The following is a 16,367-nucleotide window of genomic DNA, read 5'->3' on the forward strand; positions in this document are numbered from 1 at the left end:
CGAACGGGACCACTGAGCTTCGCGCAGCCGAACGGCCGAGCGACGTGTGCCGGGCGCAACGGCCGCGCGCCGGGACGCCCCGCGACTACGCGGCGTCCGTCGAACAGCGGCCGAGCGCACGCGGCCGACCGACCCCAGCACATACGCCACACGCGATGGCCGCGCGCTCACCCGGCCGAACGCTTCACCGCGTTCGCCGGGCGCGACGGTTGAGCGCACACGGCCGACCGACCCCAGCACGTGCGCCACACGCGATAGCAGCGCACGCGCGCGACCGCGTCACCGTGTTCGCCGGGCGTGGCGGTTGAGCGCACGCGGCCGACTGACCTCAGCATGTGGGCCACGCGCGATGGCCGCGCTCTCACACGGCCGAACGCTTCACAGCGTTCGCCGGGCGCCGCGGTTGAGCGCACACGGCCGACCGACCCCAGCACCTGCGCCACACGCGGTAGCAGCGCACGTGCACGACCGCATCACCGTGTTCGCCGGGCGTGGCGGTTGAGCGCACGCGGCCGACCGACCCCAGCGCGTGCGCCACACGCGATGGCCGCGCTCTCACACGGCCGAACGCTTCACAGCGTTCGCCAGGCGCGACGGTTGAGCGCACACGGCCGACCGACCCCAGCACCTGCGCCACACGCGGTAGCAGCGCACGCGCACGACCGCATCACCGTGTTCGCCGGGCGCGGCGGTTGAGCGCACGCGCGAGCAGCATGACGGCGGCGGTGGTCAGCGCGGTGTAGACGGTCGTCGCAGTCGTCTCGGCTGCGCCGAACAGCGCCCACAGGACGAGCCGCGTGAGACGCGCGGCGGCAGCCGCCCACGCGGCGGCGCGGATGCCCTGCCACGCCAGCGGCACCGCAACCAGCGTGACGAATGCGAGCATCATCACGACGGCGGTGCCAAGCCCACTCGCGGTCACATCGGCGGCCGTACGCGCAACCGACCCGTCGACCAGCCCGCTCACCAGCCCCGCGCCGAGATCCGCCACGGCCAACCCGGCCGCGAGCGCCAACCCGGCCACGGCGGCCCGCGACCGCGGCAACCCGCGCGAGGGCCGCCGATGCCGCGGCCGAGCGACCAAGGGCACTCGCCCAGGCGCATACGAAGGCGCGCCCGACGGCGCGGCCGGACCCGACGGCGCGGGCGCGGACGGTCCCCGCAGCGGCGGCCGGGCGCCGAGCCGCCCACCGCGAGGCCGCCGCCGTTCGGGCCCCCGATAGACCCCGCCCCACGCGTCCCCGTCCTCACGCGGAGGCAGCTGCTCGAACTCGTCCTCCGGCGCGCCCGCCGCGTACGGCACAGTCCCGCCCTCCGGCACGTCCGCACCGCGAGGCGAGGGCACGCCGCCCGGCGCCCCGCCAGACGCAGGCGCACTATGCCCCGGCGATCCGGGCACGTGCGCGGATACGGGCGCCGACCCGCCGCGCGGCGCGTCCGCCGGCGACGCAACCGCAGGACCAGAACCAACGGGAGGCGCCGCCTGCGGCGCGCCACCTGCGTCCCACGCACCCTCGCGGCCCGGCCCGGACGCCTCACCGCGCGCCGCACCCGGCGCGTCCGCGCCGCCCGACGGCGGCACAAAGCCAGGCGCAGAACCAGGAGCGGGCGCCGCCTGCGGCGCGCCACTCGCGTCCGGCGCGGCCTCGGCGCCCGGCGCAGACGCCCCGCCGAGCGCCGACGCGGCGTGCGCCGCATGCGCGGCACCCGGCGCGGACGCGGGGCCAGATCCAGGCGCAGAACCAGCATGCGTCGGTCGCGGAGCAGCATCCGCACTCGACGCGGCTTCGCCGCCCGGCGCAGGCAGCTCCGACTCGGCGTGCGCCGCGCCTGGTGCGTCCGCGCCGCCCGGCGGCTCCGCAACGCGAGGAGCAGGTTCGGGCGCGGGCGTTGCCTGCGGCGCAACACCCGCGCCCGGCGCGGCCCCGGCGCCCGGCGCGGACACCCCGCCGCGCGTCGGCGCGGCGTGCGCGTTGCCCGGCGCGGGCGCCTCATCGTGCGCAGGCGCACCACCGCGCGCGGGCGCTGCAGGCGCCGCGCCCGGCGCGGACGCGCTGCTCGACGGCGATGCGGATGCGGGGTCGGGCGCAGAACCAGCAGGCGGCGCTTGCGGCGCAGGCGTGCTTCCATTGCTCGGCGCGGGCGTCCCGTTGCGCGTCGGCGCGGCGTGCGCAGGAGGCTCGGTGCTCGGCCCGGGTGTCCCGTTGCGCGTCGGCGCGGCGTGCGCAGGAGGCGCGGTGCTCGGCGCGGACGCGCTTTCGAGCGCCGGGACGGCGTTCGGCGCGGCCTCGGGATCGGGCGTGGAGCCCGCGTCCGGCGCAGCCTCACCTTGCGGCGCCGCCTCGCTGCGCGGGGCCGGGACGCCGCTCGGGGCGTGCCCGTGATCCGGCGCGGATGCCGCGCGCGGCGCGCCCTCACCGCTCCGTGCGGCCTTGCCTCGGCGCGCATGCGCATCGCTCGGCGTGGGAACCGCGCCCGGCGCGGCCTCGCCGTCCGGCGCGAGCGCCGCGTCCCGCGCGGACGCGGCGCCGGGCGCAGTGTCGTCCTCCCCCGATGGCTCGCCGCACGGCGCATTTGCCGCGTCCCGTTTAGGCAGCGCGTCCGGCGCGGAGGCCGCGCTGGGCGCGGAGAGCGCATCCCGCGCCGGCAGCGCGTTGGGCGCAGACGCCGCCGGAGCGGCGGGAGCCGCCTTCGGCCCGGCGGGCGCGGACTGCGCGTTCGGCGCCGCCGCATCCCGCACAGGTGGCCTGCCGGGCGCGGAGGCCGCGTCCCGCGCGGGCACCATGTTCGGCGCGGGCACCGCGTTCGGCGCGTTCGGCGCGGGCGGCGCTGGCGACGCTGGCGACGCGTTTGGTGCTGGCGGAGCGGCGGGGGTGGCCGGCGCGTTGGGTGCGGGTTCGTTGCGTGGTGCGGGGACGGGGTTGGGTGCGGCGGCGGGTGGTGGTGGGGTCGTTCGGGGGCGGGCGGGGTTGGAGCGGCCGAAGGCGGGTGGGACGGTGCCCGGGGCGGGGCTTGTGCGGGCCTGGCCGAGGTCGCCGAGGAGGCCGAGCAGGACGGTCTCGGCGTCGGGGCGGTCGCGCGGGTCCTTGGCGAGGCAGGCGGCGGCGAAGTCCGCCACCGGGCCGGGCAGTGGGGCGAGGTCGGGTGTTTCGTGCTTGATGCGGTACATGACGGCGGGCAGCGGGCCGCCTGCGAAGGCGTCGCGGCCGGACGCGGCGAACAGGAGCGTGGCGGCCCAGGCGAACATGTCGGCGGCGGGGCCCGCAGTGCCGCCGTCGAGTTGTTCGGGGGCCATGTAGGCGAGGGTGCCGACGAGCGGGCCGGTGACGGTCGATCCGGCGTCCAGGAAGCGGGCGACGCCGAAGTCGATGACGCGCGGGCCGTCCGGGCCGAGCAGGACGTTGCGCGGTTTGAGGTCGCGGTGGACGACTCCCGCCCGGTGGATGGCGGCCAGCGCGGTCGCGGTGCCGACGGCGAGCCGGTCCAGGTCCCCGCCCGTGCGGGGGCCGGACGACCGGACGAGGTCCCGCAGCGACGGGCCGGGCACGTACTCGCTGACGATGTAGGGCCGGTCCCCCGCGAGGTCGGCGTCGAGCACTTGCGCCGTGCAGAAGCCCGCGACGCGCTGCAGCAGCGCCAGTTCCCGGACGAACCGGGCGCGCGCCGTCGCGTCGCCGAGCAGTTCGGCGTGCAGCAGCTTGACGGCGACGGGCGGTCCGCCGCCCTCGGCCCGGCCGAGGTACACGGTGCCCTGCCCGCCCGCCCCGAGCCGGCCGAGGATGCGGAACTCGCCCAGCCGCACGGGATCGCCGGGGCCGAGTGGGGCCGGTTCGACCATGCGCCATCCCCCGCGGTGACCGGCCGCGGCCGGTGAAAGGAAACAGGTACGCCGGGGGCGCCCGCCCCCGCGCCTCGAAGAATAACGGAAAGGGCGTCCCCGGCGAGAAGTCCGGACGCGGCGGCCTCGGAATGCCCACCACGACCGCCCGACATTTCGCCAACAATTACTGATATAAACAGCGAAATCCCTGATGAGGCCCCCACGAAAAGCAATCGACGCGCCCCCGGCACGGCATTACACTCGGCCCGTCCGGCCGGTGCGAAATGACCACATCCCGACAGATCCCGGCCACCAGAAGACGCAGTTTCCCCGCCCGCCCGCCGGGTAGGGGCGGCGCCCGGGCTGGCCATCGGACCGCTCCATGTACTACATTCGCTCATATGAGCAGTGGTTCAGACGTCGCGCTGCCGGCCGGCGCCCCGGCGCGTCCGGTCGAGCCGGAGAAGGTCGCCCGGGTGATCGCCGCGCTCCCCGGCGCGGACACGGTCGCCGAGCTGGCGGACGTGTTCGGCCTCCTCGCCGACCCCGGCCGGCTGCGCCTCATCACGGCGCTGCTCGAAGGGGACGAGATGTGCGTCCGCGACCTCGCCGTCGCGTCCGGCCAGTCGGAGTCGGCGGTGTCGCACGCGCTCCGCCTGCTGCGCGCGAGCCGCGTGGTCAGGGTCCGGCGGGACGGCCGCCATGGCTACTACCGGCTCGACGACACCCACGTGCGGCTGCTGCTGCAACTCGCGCTCGCTCACGTCGGCCACGAGAGGGAGGGCGCATGAGCGCGGGGCACGGCCACGGCCACGGCATCACCCAGGGCGGCGACCGCCGTCCGCTGGCCGGGGCGCTGGCGCTGATCCTCGCGTTCATGGCCGGGGAGGTCGGCGTCGGGCTGGCCGCCGGGTCGCTGGCGCTGCTGTCGGACGCCGCGCACATGCTCACCGACGCGTTCGCGATCGCCCTCGCGCTGGTCGCGATGCGGATCGCGGCGCGTCCCCCGCGCGGCGGCTACACCTATGGCCTGCGCCGCGCCGAGATCCTGTCCGCGCAGCTCAACGGCCTGACGCTGATCCTGCTCGCGGTGTACTTCGTCTACGAGGGCGTGTGGCGGCTCGTCCGTCCGCCGGACGTGGACGGCCTGCCGGTGCTGATCACCTCGCTCGCCGGGATCGTCGTGAACGTCGCCGCGTCCTGGCTGATCAGCCGCGCCAACCGGACGAGCCTGAACGTCGAGGGAGCGTTCCAGCACATCCTCAACGACCTGTACGCGTTCATCGCGACGGCCGTCGCGGGCCTCGTGGTGTGGCGGACGGGCTTCGCGCGGGCGGACGCCGTCGCGTCCCTGGTCGTCGCGGCGCTGATGGTCAAGGCGGGCTACGGGCTGCTGCGCGACGCCGGACGCGTCCTGATGGAGGCGGCGCCGTCCGGCCTGGACCCGGCCGAGCTGGGCGAGCGGCTGGCGGCACGGCCGTGCGTGCAGGAGGTTCACGACCTTCACGTCTGGGAGGTCAGCTCCGGCTACCCGGCGCTGTCGGCGCACGTGCTGGTGGACGCGGCGGGCGACTGCCACGGCGTCCGCCGCGACCTGCAGACCCTGCTGCGCGACGACTACGGCATCACCCACACGACCCTCGAAGTCGACCATGTGGACGACGAGTTCCACTGCGAGGACCCGCACGGCCCCCGGCACGTCGCCGAGCCGGACGGCGACCCGCACGAGCACGCCGGACCGGCCCGCTGCGACCACTGAGGGACGCCTCCGTGCCGGATAGGGTGACCGGGACGGAGGGAGCGTCCGCCGAAATGCGCAGCAAGTCCGAACTGGAGGCAGCCGTCCGCGACCCGCACCGCCGCCGCGCGGTGCTGATGGTGAACACCCGGTCCCGCCGGGGCCGCCGCCGGTATCCGGTCGTGCGCCGGCTGCTCGCCGAGGCCGGGCTGGAGTTCGCCCGCGTCATCCCGGTGACCGATCCGACGAAGCTGGACGCCCTGTTCAAAGAGGTCCTGGCGCTGGACCCGGACCTGGTCGTCGTCGGCGGCGGAGACGGCACGATCGCGGCGGCCGTCAGCCATCTCGCCCACCGGGACGTGGCGCTCGGCGTCCTCCCGCTCGGCACGACGAACAACTTCGCCCGCACGCTCGAACTCCCGATGGACACCGCCCGCGCCGTGCGCATCCTGGTCGACGGCAAGGTCGCGGACGTGGACGTCGGCTGGTTCGCCGGAACCGACGACCCCGACGACCCGGACGGCCGCGGCCACATCTTCGCCAACATGGTCAGCCTCGGCCTGTCGGTGCAGGTCGCCGAGCACGTGCCGCACGGGCTGAAGCGCGTCCTCGGGCGTCCGGCGTACGCGCTGACGGCGGCGCGGCTGCTGCCGAGGCACCGGCCGTTCCGCGCGACCGTCCGGATCAGGGACGAGAGCTTCGACCTGACGACGCACCAGCTCAACATCGCCAACGGCGCGCACCACAGCGGACAGCGGATCGCGCACGACGCCAGCCCCGACGACCGGCTGCTCGCCGTCTACCGGCTCGGGGACGAGCGGCGGCTGCGGCTGGCGGCGGCGACCGTCCGGCACGTCCTGACCGGGCAGTGGCGGTCGCTCGGCGAGGAGGCGTTCCACACGGCGGGCGAGGTCAGCGTCAGCACCGAGCCGCCGATGCCGGTGGACGTGGACGGCGAGATCCGGGGGCGGACGCCCGTCCGGATCGTCCTGCACGGGAACGCGCTGAAGGTGCTGGTCCCGCAGTCGTTCGTGGACGTCTGACGTGATTCGCCCGGAGCCGTCCGGGCAGGCTACGGGCATGGACGACAGTGCGCTTGACGGGCTGGACCCGTTCGATCTCCTCGACGCCGAGGCCGCCCGCCTCGACGCCTACTTCACCGTGCTCACCGGCGCGGAGTGGGACGTGCCGTCCCGGAACGAGGGCTGGTCGCGGCGGGACGTCCTCGCCCATCTGGCGGGCGAGGAACTGTACAACCACGCCTGCCTCAACGACGATCTCGACGGTCTCGGCGAGCTGCTGCAGCGTGCGGGCGTCACCGGCCTGGACGGGTTCAACCAGTGGTCGGTGGAGACGCGGCGCGGCCTGCCGATCGACGAGATCACGGCGGAGTGGCGGCAGAAGAACGCCGAGACGCGGCGGCGGATGCGGGCGCTCGGCCCGGACGCGACGCTCCCCACGATGTCCGGCCCGTACCCGGTCGGGCTGCAGACGTTCCACTACGCCGTCGAGTACGCCACGCACGGCGACGACATCGACGTGCCCGTCGCCCCGGACGAGCGGCCCGGCCGCGCCGCCTGGCGGGCGCGGTTCGGCCTGTTCGCCCTGGACGAGCGGGACACGCCCGTCGAGATCCACGAGAGCCCGGGCGGCTACCGGGTGTCGCTGGACGGCGCGTCCGCCGACCTGTCCACCGAGGAGTTCGCGGAGGCGACCGTCCGGCGGCTGCCGCCGGACCACCCGCTGCCCGCCCCCCTGCGGCGTGAGCTGGGCGGGGCCTGACGGTCAGGCGAGTTCGGCCATGTCCGCGCCGGTCAGCACCACGTCCGCCGCGCCCATGTTCTCCTCCAGATGCGCCACCGAGGACGTCCCGGGAATCGCCAGCGCCGCCGGGGACAGCGCGAGCAGCCCGGCCAGCAGCACCTGCGGAACCGTCGCGCCGACGCGTGCGGCGACCTTCGCGACGCGCGGGTCGTCGGGCAGCCCGAACCCGCCGAGCGGGAAGTACGGCACGTAGGCGATGCCGTCGCGCTCGCAGACGGCCAGCATCGCGGTGTCGGCGGGCTGGGACACGTCGAAGCGGTTCTGCACGGCGACGACCGGCGCGATGCTTCGCGCTTCTTCGAGCTGCGGCAGCGTCACATGGCTGACGCCGAGGTGCCGGATCAGCCCTTCGTCCCGCAGCGCGGCGAGGACTTCGAAGCGCTCGGCGATGGAGTCCTCGGTCGGCACGTCGATGCCGCCGGGCCGCAGGTAGACCAGGTCGAGACGGTCGCGGCCGAGTTCGCGCAGGTTGCGCTCCACCTCGCCGCGCAGCGCATCCGTCGGGAGCTGCCCGGTCGGGTACGGATCGTCCGGCGCGCGGGCCGGGCCGACCTTGGTGGCGATCGTGATCTCCGGCCCGAGCGCGGCGTCGCGGATGAGGTCGTTGGCGGCCAGGCCGTTCCGGAAGTAGAACGCGGCGGTGTCGATGTGGTCGGCGCCGAGGTCGACGGCGCGGCGCAGTACCCCGGCTGCCGCATCCCGGTCGTCCGCGAGCGGGAGCCGCATCGCGCCGAAGCCGAGGCGCCGGATCGTCCGGTCGCCGAGGGTCCAGGTGTCGTTCGTCATGCGCTCAGCCTCGCCCCCGGCGGGACGCCCGGTCGATCCGCTGGCAGCTTGCTGCCACCTCGCCGCGCGGGGCAGACTTGAAGCGCGATGAGCATCACCGTGCAGGGCGAGCAGGCCCTCTTCGAGCGCGCGGCGCACCTGTTCGGCGACGTCCGGGACGAGTTCGTGTGCGCCGCCGAGGACATGTGGACGTGGACGGCGCCGTCCGCCCGCGACCGCCTGCGCGCCATCCGCTCCCAGCGCCCGCCGAGCAGCCGCATCTGCAAGCTCTACACGCCGAAGGCCCTGGCCGACGAAGCGGACGAGCACGCGCTGGTCGAGGTCAGCGCGACCGGCGTCGAGGTGCGGATCTGCGTCACCCCGCTCCCCCACGAAACGATCGTCATGGACCGCCGCTTCGCGATCATGGCCGGCCCGCCGACGCGCGGAGTGCGCTCCTACACACTGGTCGAGGAACCGGCCGTGGTGGCGAGCATCCTGTCCTTGTACTGGGCAACCTGGGAGAAATCCCCCACACTGGCGTCCTTCCGCGCCGACCGGACGCCGTCCCTCTCCCCCGAAAGCCGCGACATCCTGCGCGTGCTGGCCCGCGGCCTCAAAGACGAGGCAGCGGCCCGCCACCTGAACCTCTCCTTGCGCACCTACCGCCGCCGCGTCGCCGAAATCTTGCTCCTTCTGAACGCCGAATCCCGCTTCCAGGCCGGGCAGAAGGCACAGGAACTCGGCCTCGTCCCCTGATCACGGCCCGTCGCGCCGGCGCGCGTGATCACGGGCCGAAGCACTCCTCCAGGAAGCCGCGCGTGACCGCGTTCTGCGGCTCTTTGACGAAAGTCTCGCCGCCGTACGCGGCGAGCTCGTGGGTGCCAGGCCGAGTACCGCTCGGGCCTTCCCCGGACGTCGTCGCCGCGCGGCAGCAGGACGGTGTCCGCCCCGGCCGAGCGCAGCGCCGCCAGCGTGGCGTGCGGCGGCGCGCCCGTGTACGGCGAGTGCACGGCGAGTACCCGCAGCTTCCGCCCCGCGCGGGCCGCCTGCCGCGCCGCATTGACGAGCCCGTCCGCGCTGGCGGGCAGCCGCCCGTCGTCCACGGAGATCAGCCGGGACACGTCCGCCGGGTTGGCGATGACGGCCCGGCTCGCCGCGACGCCGCCCAGGCTGTACCCGCGATCCACAGCAGCGGGTCCAGGGCCAGCGCGCCGGACGCGCCGCCGAGGGCCATCGGCGCGATCCCGTCGCGTCCGGCGAGGGCCTGGTTCGCGCCGCCGATCGCGCCGCGCGCCGCGAGCAGGTGCAGCGCCTGGGCGATGTGCGGCGCCAGCCCGGGCGTGAGCGCGTTCGCGTACGCGCCGTCGAGCGTGGGCGCCGCCGACCACGGCAGGAACAGCACCCGGTGCTCCTTGGCCGCCGGAAGCAGCCGCGCCGCCGCCCGGGCGAGCTGGTCGTCGACGCCGATCGGCAGGGACTTCAGTCGGTCGGACGGTCGCGGCACCGGCTCGTCCGGCTTGTGGAAGCCGCGCGCGAAGTCCAGCAGCTCGTCGGCGCGCGGGCTGTAGTGGACGATCGACGCGGCCTGCGCCCGGTTCCGTCCGCGCAGCAGGTAGTGCGCCAGGTGCTCCATGCCGGTCCTGGCGTGGACCGGGCTGCTGAGGCCCTTCTTGCCCGACGACGTATACGTGTAGGCGCTCGCGACCGGGTGGAAGAACACCGCGCCGCCGATCTCAACTCCCTTCACAATCAACGTCCAGGGCCAGGACGGCGACGTCGTCACCGAAGCCCACCACGACCAAGCCGTCCGGCGCCACGGTCAGCGCATGGACCGGCGCGGGAAACACCCACTCCCGGCCGACCTGCCGCCCGGTCCCCGGCTCCCACAGGCGCACCGTTCCGTCCGAACCACCCGTGACGACCCGAAGCTCTCCACCGATCACCGCAGTCACCACCGCCGACACCGTGCCGTCGTGGCCGACAAGCCTGCCGACTTCCCGTCCAGCGGCCAGATCCCACACACGCACGGTGGCGTCGTACCCGGCGGTTATCGCGTGCGCTCGTCCACCGACGTCCGCAGTCGCAATCGCCCAAACTTCACCGTCGTGGCCCTCCAGCGGCTCCCCCACGAGATCTCCGCTGATCAGATCCCACGTGCAGACCATGCCGCCGCTCATACAGCCAATCGCATGGGGCCGACCATCGACCACCAACGTCTCGACGGCCATCAGAAAGTCGTCATGCCCGACCAACTCGCCGACCTGTTCGCCACTGACCAGATCCCAGACCCGCACGGACTCGTCGTCGTCGCTGCCGAACGCAAACGCTCGCCCTTGAAGGACGCCCGTGCCCACACACCACACCTCACCACTAATTCCCGGCAGCTCACCGCTCCACTTCCGGTCGGCGAGGTCCAACACCCGGACCGCCCAGTCACCAGCCGCAACAACGCACGCCCGCCCGTCCACCACCGCAGCCGCAACCGCCCAAACTCTGCCGTCCAGACCGCTGACAGACCCACCGACCGGCCGCCCGTCCGCAAGGTCCCGCACCCGAACCGTCTGATCCTTGCTGCCGGTGACCACGACGCGCCGACCGTCCACGACAGTCACCACCACCGCGCCAACACTGCCGGTATGACCGGACGAGCTCATCGTGAAATGCGAGTCACCCCGCGAGCCGGTAGCCCAGAGCATCCGCCACGGCTCGGCATCGACACCCTCCACAGGCACGGCGGCAATCCGCTCCGACAACTCCGGCTCCCCGTACCGAGCCGCGTCCAAGGCCATCAACTGCCGCCGCACCCACGGCGCCACGTCCCGGTGCACGTCCACCGAAGCCCGATACACAGCACCCTCCAGCCGCGCATCAGAATCCAACACACCCAGAACCCGCTCCGGATCAGCGTTCACCAACCACCGCAGGTCCGTCCACTGTCCTTCCGCCCCCGCCGAATCCAATGCCGAAGAAGCCCTACGAACGTCGTCGCTCACGACCGAAACACTAACGATTAAGTCGGACAGATCCGTCAGCCCGAATCAAGTCGCGCAACCGATAAGCCGTCCACCGCAGTGGATACCTTCCTCACTTCGGGTGCGGGCGCGCTCTTTGCGCCCGGCGACCATGCCACCCCGATGTCGCGTGGAGCTGGCGCGGCATCTCCGAGGACACGTTGCGGTCCCCGTCCGCCGGTCAGGGCGGGCGCCTCCGGTGGAGTGTTCTTCAGCAGTAGGCAGAAGCTCCTCTTTGTGAGCGGCCGTCATTCCAGCCGCCCGGAGTCAGGGTTGGCGGCCCTCGTCCGTCCGCGTTGAGCCTCTAGGACTGCGGCGACGGCCGGGACGTCGCGGTGGCGGGCCAGGCGGGCTGCGACGACGCGTGCACGGACGGCCGTGCGTTCGCTGGCGATCTCGCTGGACAGTTCCAGCATCCGTGCCGCTACCGTGGCCGCTTCTTCGATCTCGTTCGCGTCAGCTAGGGCGATGGCGAGCCACGACATGTACAGCGCGACCTCACGGGCGTGAGTGGCTTCGTAGGTTTCCAGGACTTCCACGAGGAGTGGGATCGCCCTTAGCGGGCGGTGTAGTTCGGTGTAGACACGGGCTTCCATGATGCGGAGTTCGTCCGCGTTCACCCAGTAGAGGTAGTCCGGGTCATCGTTGGCCGGGCCGGCTGCGGCGAGCGCGTCGCCCGCCTCGCCGAGCGCGCGTTGCGCAGCCTCTGCGTCCCCGGTGCGAGCATGTGCCCAGGCGAGTCGGTCCCGGGCCAGCGCCCGCGCGCGTGGCATGCCGGAGGATTCGGCCACCGAGACCGACGCGAGGGCCGCTTTAACGCCGTCCGCGGGGTCGCCGACGTTGGTGATCTGGTACGCGAGCGATCCGACGAGGTGAGACTCCAGCGCGGGGTCGCGGGCCTCGCGTGCTGCGTCCGCGCCGAGCCGGTAGGCCCCTTCCGCCCGTCGGTACTCACCCGCGTCGCTCGCCACCCAGCCCGCGATCTGCGCGAACTCGCCGACGGCGCTGAGAATCCCACGCCCGACAGCGGCGTTGTGCAAGGTTTCGCGCTGCGTGTGGAGCGCCGCGTCGAGCGCGCGGAAGGCGGGCACGAGCAGGTCGTGTCCGGCCAGGATGTCGTCGGCAAGCCGGAGCTGATGCACCTGCGTTTGCAGGTCAGCGACGAGTCTGCGCCCGACATGTCTGCCGACGGCCGACGCGGCACCGCCGGGCTGATCCAGCGAATCGATGCCGACGACGCTATAAGACGGAGGCGTCACTCGCCGGTGAAGGCGGGCGCGACAGGGCACGGTGGACTGGAGCGCGCAGACCTCCCGAGCATGGCGATCCTCGTCCGCCGGTGAGGGCGGGCGCCACCGGTGGCTGCGGTGGTGGACGGCCTCCGGGGTGCGCTCTCCGACGATACTTGCGGTGGTGACAGTTGGGGGCGCGGATGGGATGGCTCACCGCGGACTGGCCAGTGGTGGGGTTGCACGGTGTTGTGCGGGGTGGGCGTGTTGCATTCCGTGGAGCTTCTGGGCGTTGAGGGTTTGCGCGCCGGCGATGGGAGAGTGTGGTTTATGGGTATTTTTGCGGTCGTTTGGATGCCCCGCCGATAGGGGATTTTGGTCTCTACGATGGGGGCATGAGCATGCCCAACCTTGCGGACCGGTTGCGTTCCATTCGCAAGCGGCGGGGGTTCACCCAGCGTGAGCTTGCTGCCGCTTCTGGCGTATCCCTGTCGCTGATTCGGAAGATCGAGCAGGCTGAGCGGGAGGACACCCGGCTTGAGACGCTTCGCAAGCTTGCCGCTGCCTTGCATGTTCACACGTCGGACTTGATCGAAGCGCCGTCCGGCGAACCTGGTGAGGGCGGGGACTCGAATCAGTGGGAGCCCCTACAGAAAGCGCTGCAAGGGTTGCATGGGGAGGCGCCTGCTGAGCCGCCTACTGTGGCGGGTGTGTCGGCGGCTCTGTCTGCGCTCATGCCCTTGTTTTCGACCGACCAATACTCCCGACTTGCCGTTGCGCTTCCTCCTCTCTTGCGGGACGCCGACGAGCTTGGAGCGGATGAGCGGGCCCTTCGCGCCCGGCTCCTGCATCATGTGGGCTGGCTGCTCACCCAGACCCGGCAGTTCGATGCGGCGGACGTCGCGCTCAGCCGCGCGTTGGACGAGGCGTCCGATCGCTTGGACGCGGCTGCAACGGTCAACACGTTGGCATGGCTGCGGATGCGGCAGGGAGATCTCGCGGGCACCATCGCGCTGGCGAGCACGTGGGCGGACGAGGTCGAACCCCGCATATCGCGGGCGACGATGGCCGAGTTGTCCGCATGGGGCTGGCTGCTCGTCCGGTTGTCCACGGCGGCGGTCAGGAACGCCCAGCCCGGCGACGCCGAGGATGCCATCCGGCTTGCGCGGACGGCGGCGGTCGCCATGGGCGGCGAATACTCTCCACCACGCGACTTCCTTCGGGCGTTCGGGCCGCTGACGGTCGCCATGAAGCGCGCCGAGAACGCGATGGTCGAGGAACGGCCCGACCGTGTCCTCGCGCTGTCGGGCGCGATTCCGCTCGATGACCTCCGGCCGACGTCGAACAACCGGAATCGGCACTTGCTGGATGTCGCGCACGCTCGCGTCAAGCTGCGCCAGCACGCAGAAGCGTTCGATGTGTTGCGGCGTGTCCAGTCCGATGCGCCCGAGTGGATTACGACACAGCGCTACGCGCGGGACATTTTTGGACAGATAATTTCCCGGCGACGGACACTGACGTCCGATATGCGTGAGATGGCAGCTTCCATCCGGTTGGAGTATTAGGTCCATTTGCCGCGATTCGCTGTGGCACTTCCGGCGAAGCGCACTGCGAAGTGCCGCAGACACCAGATCGTGCGCCGCTTTAACTTTTCCAACCATGACGCCGACGGTTGGGAGGAGTTTTGATCAGGTGTGAGATCACCAGAGTGTCTTATACCGCTATTAGCGCATTGCTCGGCGGTGTGCGGTGAACGATCGCGAAAAGCGTTCGGAGTTCGTGCGGATCGATCATCGTGAGCCGCTTCCCGGGTACCGCGAGCCCGAGGGCCGGTGGCTGCAGCCTTACATCACGCTCGACGGGACCTGGAAGTGCTGCCTGCGGCGTCCGCTGACGCATGAGCAGGAGCGGGCTGGGCTGCTGTACGTCCTCGTCGCGCTGGACCTTCCGCGGCTCAAAGCGCTGATGGAGCACGAGGACGACAAAGCCGCCCGGCTGGCCGGAGAGACCAGATGACGCCGTCCGGGCCGGGCCACGGATGCACGGTCTGGTGTTTCTACTGGCCGTGGACCTGCCCCGACGTCACCAGCCCCACAACGGCCCCGGCGGACGAACACCAGGCCGACGAACAGCAAGCCTACGAAAAGCAGGCGGAGGGCGGACCGGTCGGGGAGGGCGGTCCGCCACACGCCACCGTCCGGTAAGACACCCGAAAACAGAAACCGAGACCGAGAACCGGAAACCCATCACCATGACCAACAAGCCCGAAGAACCCCAGCAGCCGACCCTCTACACCCCGGCCGAAGTCGCGAACTTCTTCCGCGTCGACCCCAAGACCGTCACCCGCTGGGCCAGGACCGGAACGCTCAACCCGGTCACCCTGCCGTCGGGGCACCGCCGCTACCCCGCCGCCGAGATCCACCGCCTTCTCCAGGTCGGCAACGCCCCGGGTCCCGACGGCCTGCCCGCCGACGACGGCGCCGACGTCGCGCCCGCCTCCAACCCGCGCGCCAACGCCATCCTCAACGCCGTCATCCGCGACTACTTCGACGGCGACGCCACCGCCCTCATCAGGGCCGTACGCGACGGGCTCGGCTGACCGGCCACAAACACCAAAGGGCCCGGCATCCCGAGGGGGGATGCCGGGCCCGTTCGTTCGATCAGGCTCCGGTTACCTCTACGCCGCCGATGTTGCGCTTGCCTCGGCGCAGCACCAGGTAGCGGCCGTGGAGGAGGTCGGACGTGGACGGTACCGCGTCCTCCGACTCGACCTTCACGTTGTTCACGTAGGCGCCGCCCTGGGCGATTGCTCGGCGGGCTTCCGACTTGCTCTTGCACAGGCCTGAGGCGGCCAGCAGGTCGGCTACCGACGGTAGGGCGTCGGGGGTGACCTCGGTGCGCGGGACTTCGGCCAAGGCCGAGCGCAGAGTTCGCTCGTCCAGGTCGGTCAGCGAACCCTGGCCGAAGAGGGCGCGGGACGCGGCCGTCACGCGGGACGTTTCGTCGGCGCCGTGGACGAGCGTCGTCATCTCGTCCGCCAGAGCGCGTTGCGGCAGGCGGAGCGCGGGACGGTCCGCGCCCTCCTTCAGCAGCGCCTCGATCTCCTCGCGGGAGCGGAACGAGAAGACCTTGAGGAACTTCTCCACGTCCCGGTCGTCGGCGTTGATCCAGAACTGGTAGAACGCGTACGGCGACGTCAGCTCGGGGTCCAGCCAGTACGTCTCGCCTCCGGCGGTCTTGCCGAACTTGGTGCCGTCCGCCTTGGTGAGCAGGGGGGTCGTCAGCGCGTGGGCCACGCCGCCCTCGGCGCGGCGGATCAGGTCCACGCCCGCCGTCAGGTTGCCCCACTGGTCGCTGCCGCCGGTCTGCAGCACGCAGCCGTACCGGCGGTACAGCTCCAGGAAGTCCATCGACTGCAGCAGGACGTAGCTGAACTCGGTGTAGCTGATGCCGGTCGTGTCCAGGCGGGCCTTGACGGTCTCGCGCGCGAGCATCCGGTTCACCGGGAAGTGCTTGCCGATGTCGCGCAGGAACTCGATCACCGACATCGGGCCGGTCCAGTCCAGGTTGCTGACCATCCGCGCGGCGTGCGGGCCGTCGAAGTCCAAGAACCTCGACACCTGGCCGCGGATGCGCTCCACCCAGCCGGCGACGGTCTCCGTCGAGTTCAGCACGCGCTCGGCGCTCTTGCCGCTCGGGTCCCCGATCAGGCCGGTCGCACCGCCCACCAACCCGATCGGACGGTGGCCGGCGAGCTGGAAACGCCGCAGCGTCAGGATCTGCAGCAGGTTTCCCACGTGCAGCGACGGCGCCGTCGGGTCGAAACCGCAATAGAGCGTGACCGGCCCCGCGGCGAGCAGCGCCCGCAGTTCACTCGTATCGGTGGACTGCGCGATCAGATCGCGCCACGCGAGATCGTCGAGGATGTCGGTCACGTCGGTTCTCTTCTCCGGATCGAATAGGGGACGCGTCCAGCA

The 16,367-nt window shown here is 72.3% G+C and carries 14 protein-coding genes; 8 read left to right on the plus strand and 6 right to left on the minus strand.

The features are described 5' to 3' along the window. Positions 1-667: 667 nt before the first annotated feature. Positions 668-3,838 (minus strand): serine/threonine-protein kinase, encoded by a 3,171-nt coding sequence (locus tag GQ466_RS31065; protein WP_202421122.1) that lies wholly within the window; start codon positions 3,836-3,838, stop codon positions 668-670. Positions 3,839-4,221: 383 nt separating this feature from the next. Here GQ466_RS31065 and GQ466_RS25800 point away from each other — a divergent pair, with 383 nt between their 5' ends. From GQ466_RS25800 to GQ466_RS25815, 4 genes are read left to right on the plus strand one after another with little or no spacing between them, the layout of a single operon-like run. After that, positions 4,222-4,611: an ArsR/SmtB family transcription factor gene (locus tag GQ466_RS25800; protein ID WP_161105626.1), complete on the plus strand. Its 390-nt coding sequence runs from the start codon at positions 4,222-4,224 to the stop codon at positions 4,609-4,611. Beyond that, entirely contained in the window at positions 4,608-5,579 is a 972-nt protein-coding gene (locus GQ466_RS25805; RefSeq protein ID WP_161105627.1) for a cation diffusion facilitator family transporter, read from the plus strand. The genes GQ466_RS25800 and GQ466_RS25805 overlap by 4 nt, the downstream gene beginning before the upstream one ends. 53 nt (positions 5,580-5,632) lie before the next feature. After that, complete coding sequence (locus tag GQ466_RS25810) at positions 5,633-6,601, plus strand: diacylglycerol/lipid kinase family protein (protein WP_161105628.1); 969 nt, start codon at positions 5,633-5,635, stop codon at positions 6,599-6,601. Positions 6,602-6,638: 37 nt separating this feature from the next. Further along, the gene (locus tag GQ466_RS25815; RefSeq protein WP_161105629.1) at positions 6,639-7,340 is read left to right on the plus strand and encodes a maleylpyruvate isomerase family mycothiol-dependent enzyme; all 702 of its coding nucleotides are present in this window, start codon (positions 6,639-6,641) and stop codon (positions 7,338-7,340) included. Between the two features lie 3 nt (positions 7,341-7,343). Here GQ466_RS25815 and GQ466_RS25820 read toward each other — a convergent pair whose 3' ends face one another. Beyond that, on the minus strand, positions 7,344-8,168 hold the full coding sequence (locus GQ466_RS25820) for an aldo/keto reductase (protein WP_161105630.1): 825 nt from the start codon (positions 8,166-8,168) through the stop codon (positions 7,344-7,346). An 87-nt stretch (positions 8,169-8,255) separates the two neighbouring features. On the opposite strand from GQ466_RS25820, the gene GQ466_RS25825 reads away from it, so the two are divergent. Beyond that, a complete protein-coding gene (locus tag GQ466_RS25825; RefSeq protein WP_202421123.1) occupies positions 8,256-8,906 on the plus strand; it encodes a helix-turn-helix transcriptional regulator in 651 nt (216 codons plus the stop codon). A 352-nt stretch (positions 8,907-9,258) separates the two neighbouring features. Here the strand turns inward: GQ466_RS25825 and GQ466_RS25830 are convergent, their stop codons facing one another. The 3 genes from GQ466_RS25830 to GQ466_RS25840 form a co-directional block, all read right to left on the minus strand. Then, positions 9,259-9,897 carry a hypothetical protein gene (locus tag GQ466_RS25830; RefSeq protein WP_161105631.1) on the minus strand — a complete coding sequence of 213 codons (639 nt, stop codon included), beginning with the start codon at positions 9,895-9,897 and terminating at the stop codon, positions 9,259-9,261. Beyond that, positions 9,884-11,143 (minus strand): WD40 repeat domain-containing protein, encoded by a 1,260-nt coding sequence (locus tag GQ466_RS32985; RefSeq protein WP_161105632.1) that lies wholly within the window; start codon positions 11,141-11,143, stop codon positions 9,884-9,886. The genes GQ466_RS25830 and GQ466_RS32985 overlap by 14 nt, the downstream gene beginning before the upstream one ends. Positions 11,144-11,409: 266 nt before the next feature. After that, positions 11,410-12,420, minus strand: a complete 1,011-nt coding sequence (locus GQ466_RS25840) for an NsdA family TPR-like regulatory protein (RefSeq protein ID WP_161105633.1) — start codon at positions 12,418-12,420, stop codon at positions 11,410-11,412. A 365-nt stretch (positions 12,421-12,785) separates the two neighbouring features. Here GQ466_RS25840 and GQ466_RS25845 point away from each other — a divergent pair, with 365 nt between their 5' ends. The 3 genes from GQ466_RS25845 (at position 12,786) to GQ466_RS33205 (ending at position 14,989) form a co-directional block, all read left to right on the plus strand. Further along, the gene (locus GQ466_RS25845; RefSeq protein ID WP_161105634.1) at positions 12,786-13,955 is read left to right on the plus strand and encodes a helix-turn-helix domain-containing protein; all 1,170 of its coding nucleotides are present in this window, start codon (positions 12,786-12,788) and stop codon (positions 13,953-13,955) included. 184 nt (positions 13,956-14,139) lie between these two features. After that, entirely contained in the window at positions 14,140-14,406 is a 267-nt protein-coding gene (locus GQ466_RS25850) for a hypothetical protein (protein ID WP_202421124.1), read from the plus strand. A 235-nt stretch (positions 14,407-14,641) separates the two neighbouring features. Further along, positions 14,642-14,989 (plus strand): helix-turn-helix domain-containing protein, encoded by a 348-nt coding sequence (locus tag GQ466_RS33205; protein WP_161105635.1) that lies wholly within the window; start codon positions 14,642-14,644, stop codon positions 14,987-14,989. Positions 14,990-15,050: 61 nt separating this feature from the next. Here GQ466_RS33205 and tyrS read toward each other — a convergent pair whose 3' ends face one another. Next, positions 15,051-16,325 (minus strand): tyrosine--tRNA ligase, encoded by a 1,275-nt coding sequence (gene tyrS / locus GQ466_RS25860; protein ID WP_161105636.1) that lies wholly within the window; start codon positions 16,323-16,325, stop codon positions 15,051-15,053. Between the last annotated feature and the right edge of the window lie 42 nt (positions 16,326-16,367).

Origin of the sequence: Actinomadura rayongensis, from assembly GCF_009831215.1 — a bacterium.
Classification (GTDB): domain Bacteria; phylum Actinomycetota; class Actinomycetes; order Streptosporangiales; family Streptosporangiaceae; genus Spirillospora; species Spirillospora rayongensis.

What these genes read in the sequence shown, in the direction of transcription:
- GQ466_RS31065 (WP_202421122.1), bottom strand. Translation starts at nt 3,838, where the DNA reads ATGGTCGAACCGGCCCCACTCGGCCCCGGCGATCCCGTGCGGCTGGGC.
- GQ466_RS25800 (WP_161105626.1), top strand. Translation starts at nt 4,222, where the DNA reads ATGAGCAGTGGTTCAGACGTCGCGCTGCCGGCCGGCGCCCCGGCGCGT.
- GQ466_RS25805 (WP_161105627.1), top strand. Translation starts at nt 4,608, where the DNA reads ATGAGCGCGGGGCACGGCCACGGCCACGGCATCACCCAGGGCGGCGAC.
- GQ466_RS25810 (WP_161105628.1), top strand. Translation starts at nt 5,633, where the DNA reads ATGCGCAGCAAGTCCGAACTGGAGGCAGCCGTCCGCGACCCGCACCGC.
- GQ466_RS25815 (WP_161105629.1), top strand. Translation starts at nt 6,639, where the DNA reads ATGGACGACAGTGCGCTTGACGGGCTGGACCCGTTCGATCTCCTCGAC.
- GQ466_RS25820 (WP_161105630.1), bottom strand. Translation starts at nt 8,168, where the DNA reads ATGACGAACGACACCTGGACCCTCGGCGACCGGACGATCCGGCGCCTC.
- GQ466_RS25825 (WP_202421123.1), top strand. Translation starts at nt 8,256, where the DNA reads ATGAGCATCACCGTGCAGGGCGAGCAGGCCCTCTTCGAGCGCGCGGCG.
- GQ466_RS25845 (WP_161105634.1), top strand. Translation starts at nt 12,786, where the DNA reads ATGAGCATGCCCAACCTTGCGGACCGGTTGCGTTCCATTCGCAAGCGG.
- GQ466_RS33205 (WP_161105635.1), top strand. Translation starts at nt 14,642, where the DNA reads ATGACCAACAAGCCCGAAGAACCCCAGCAGCCGACCCTCTACACCCCG.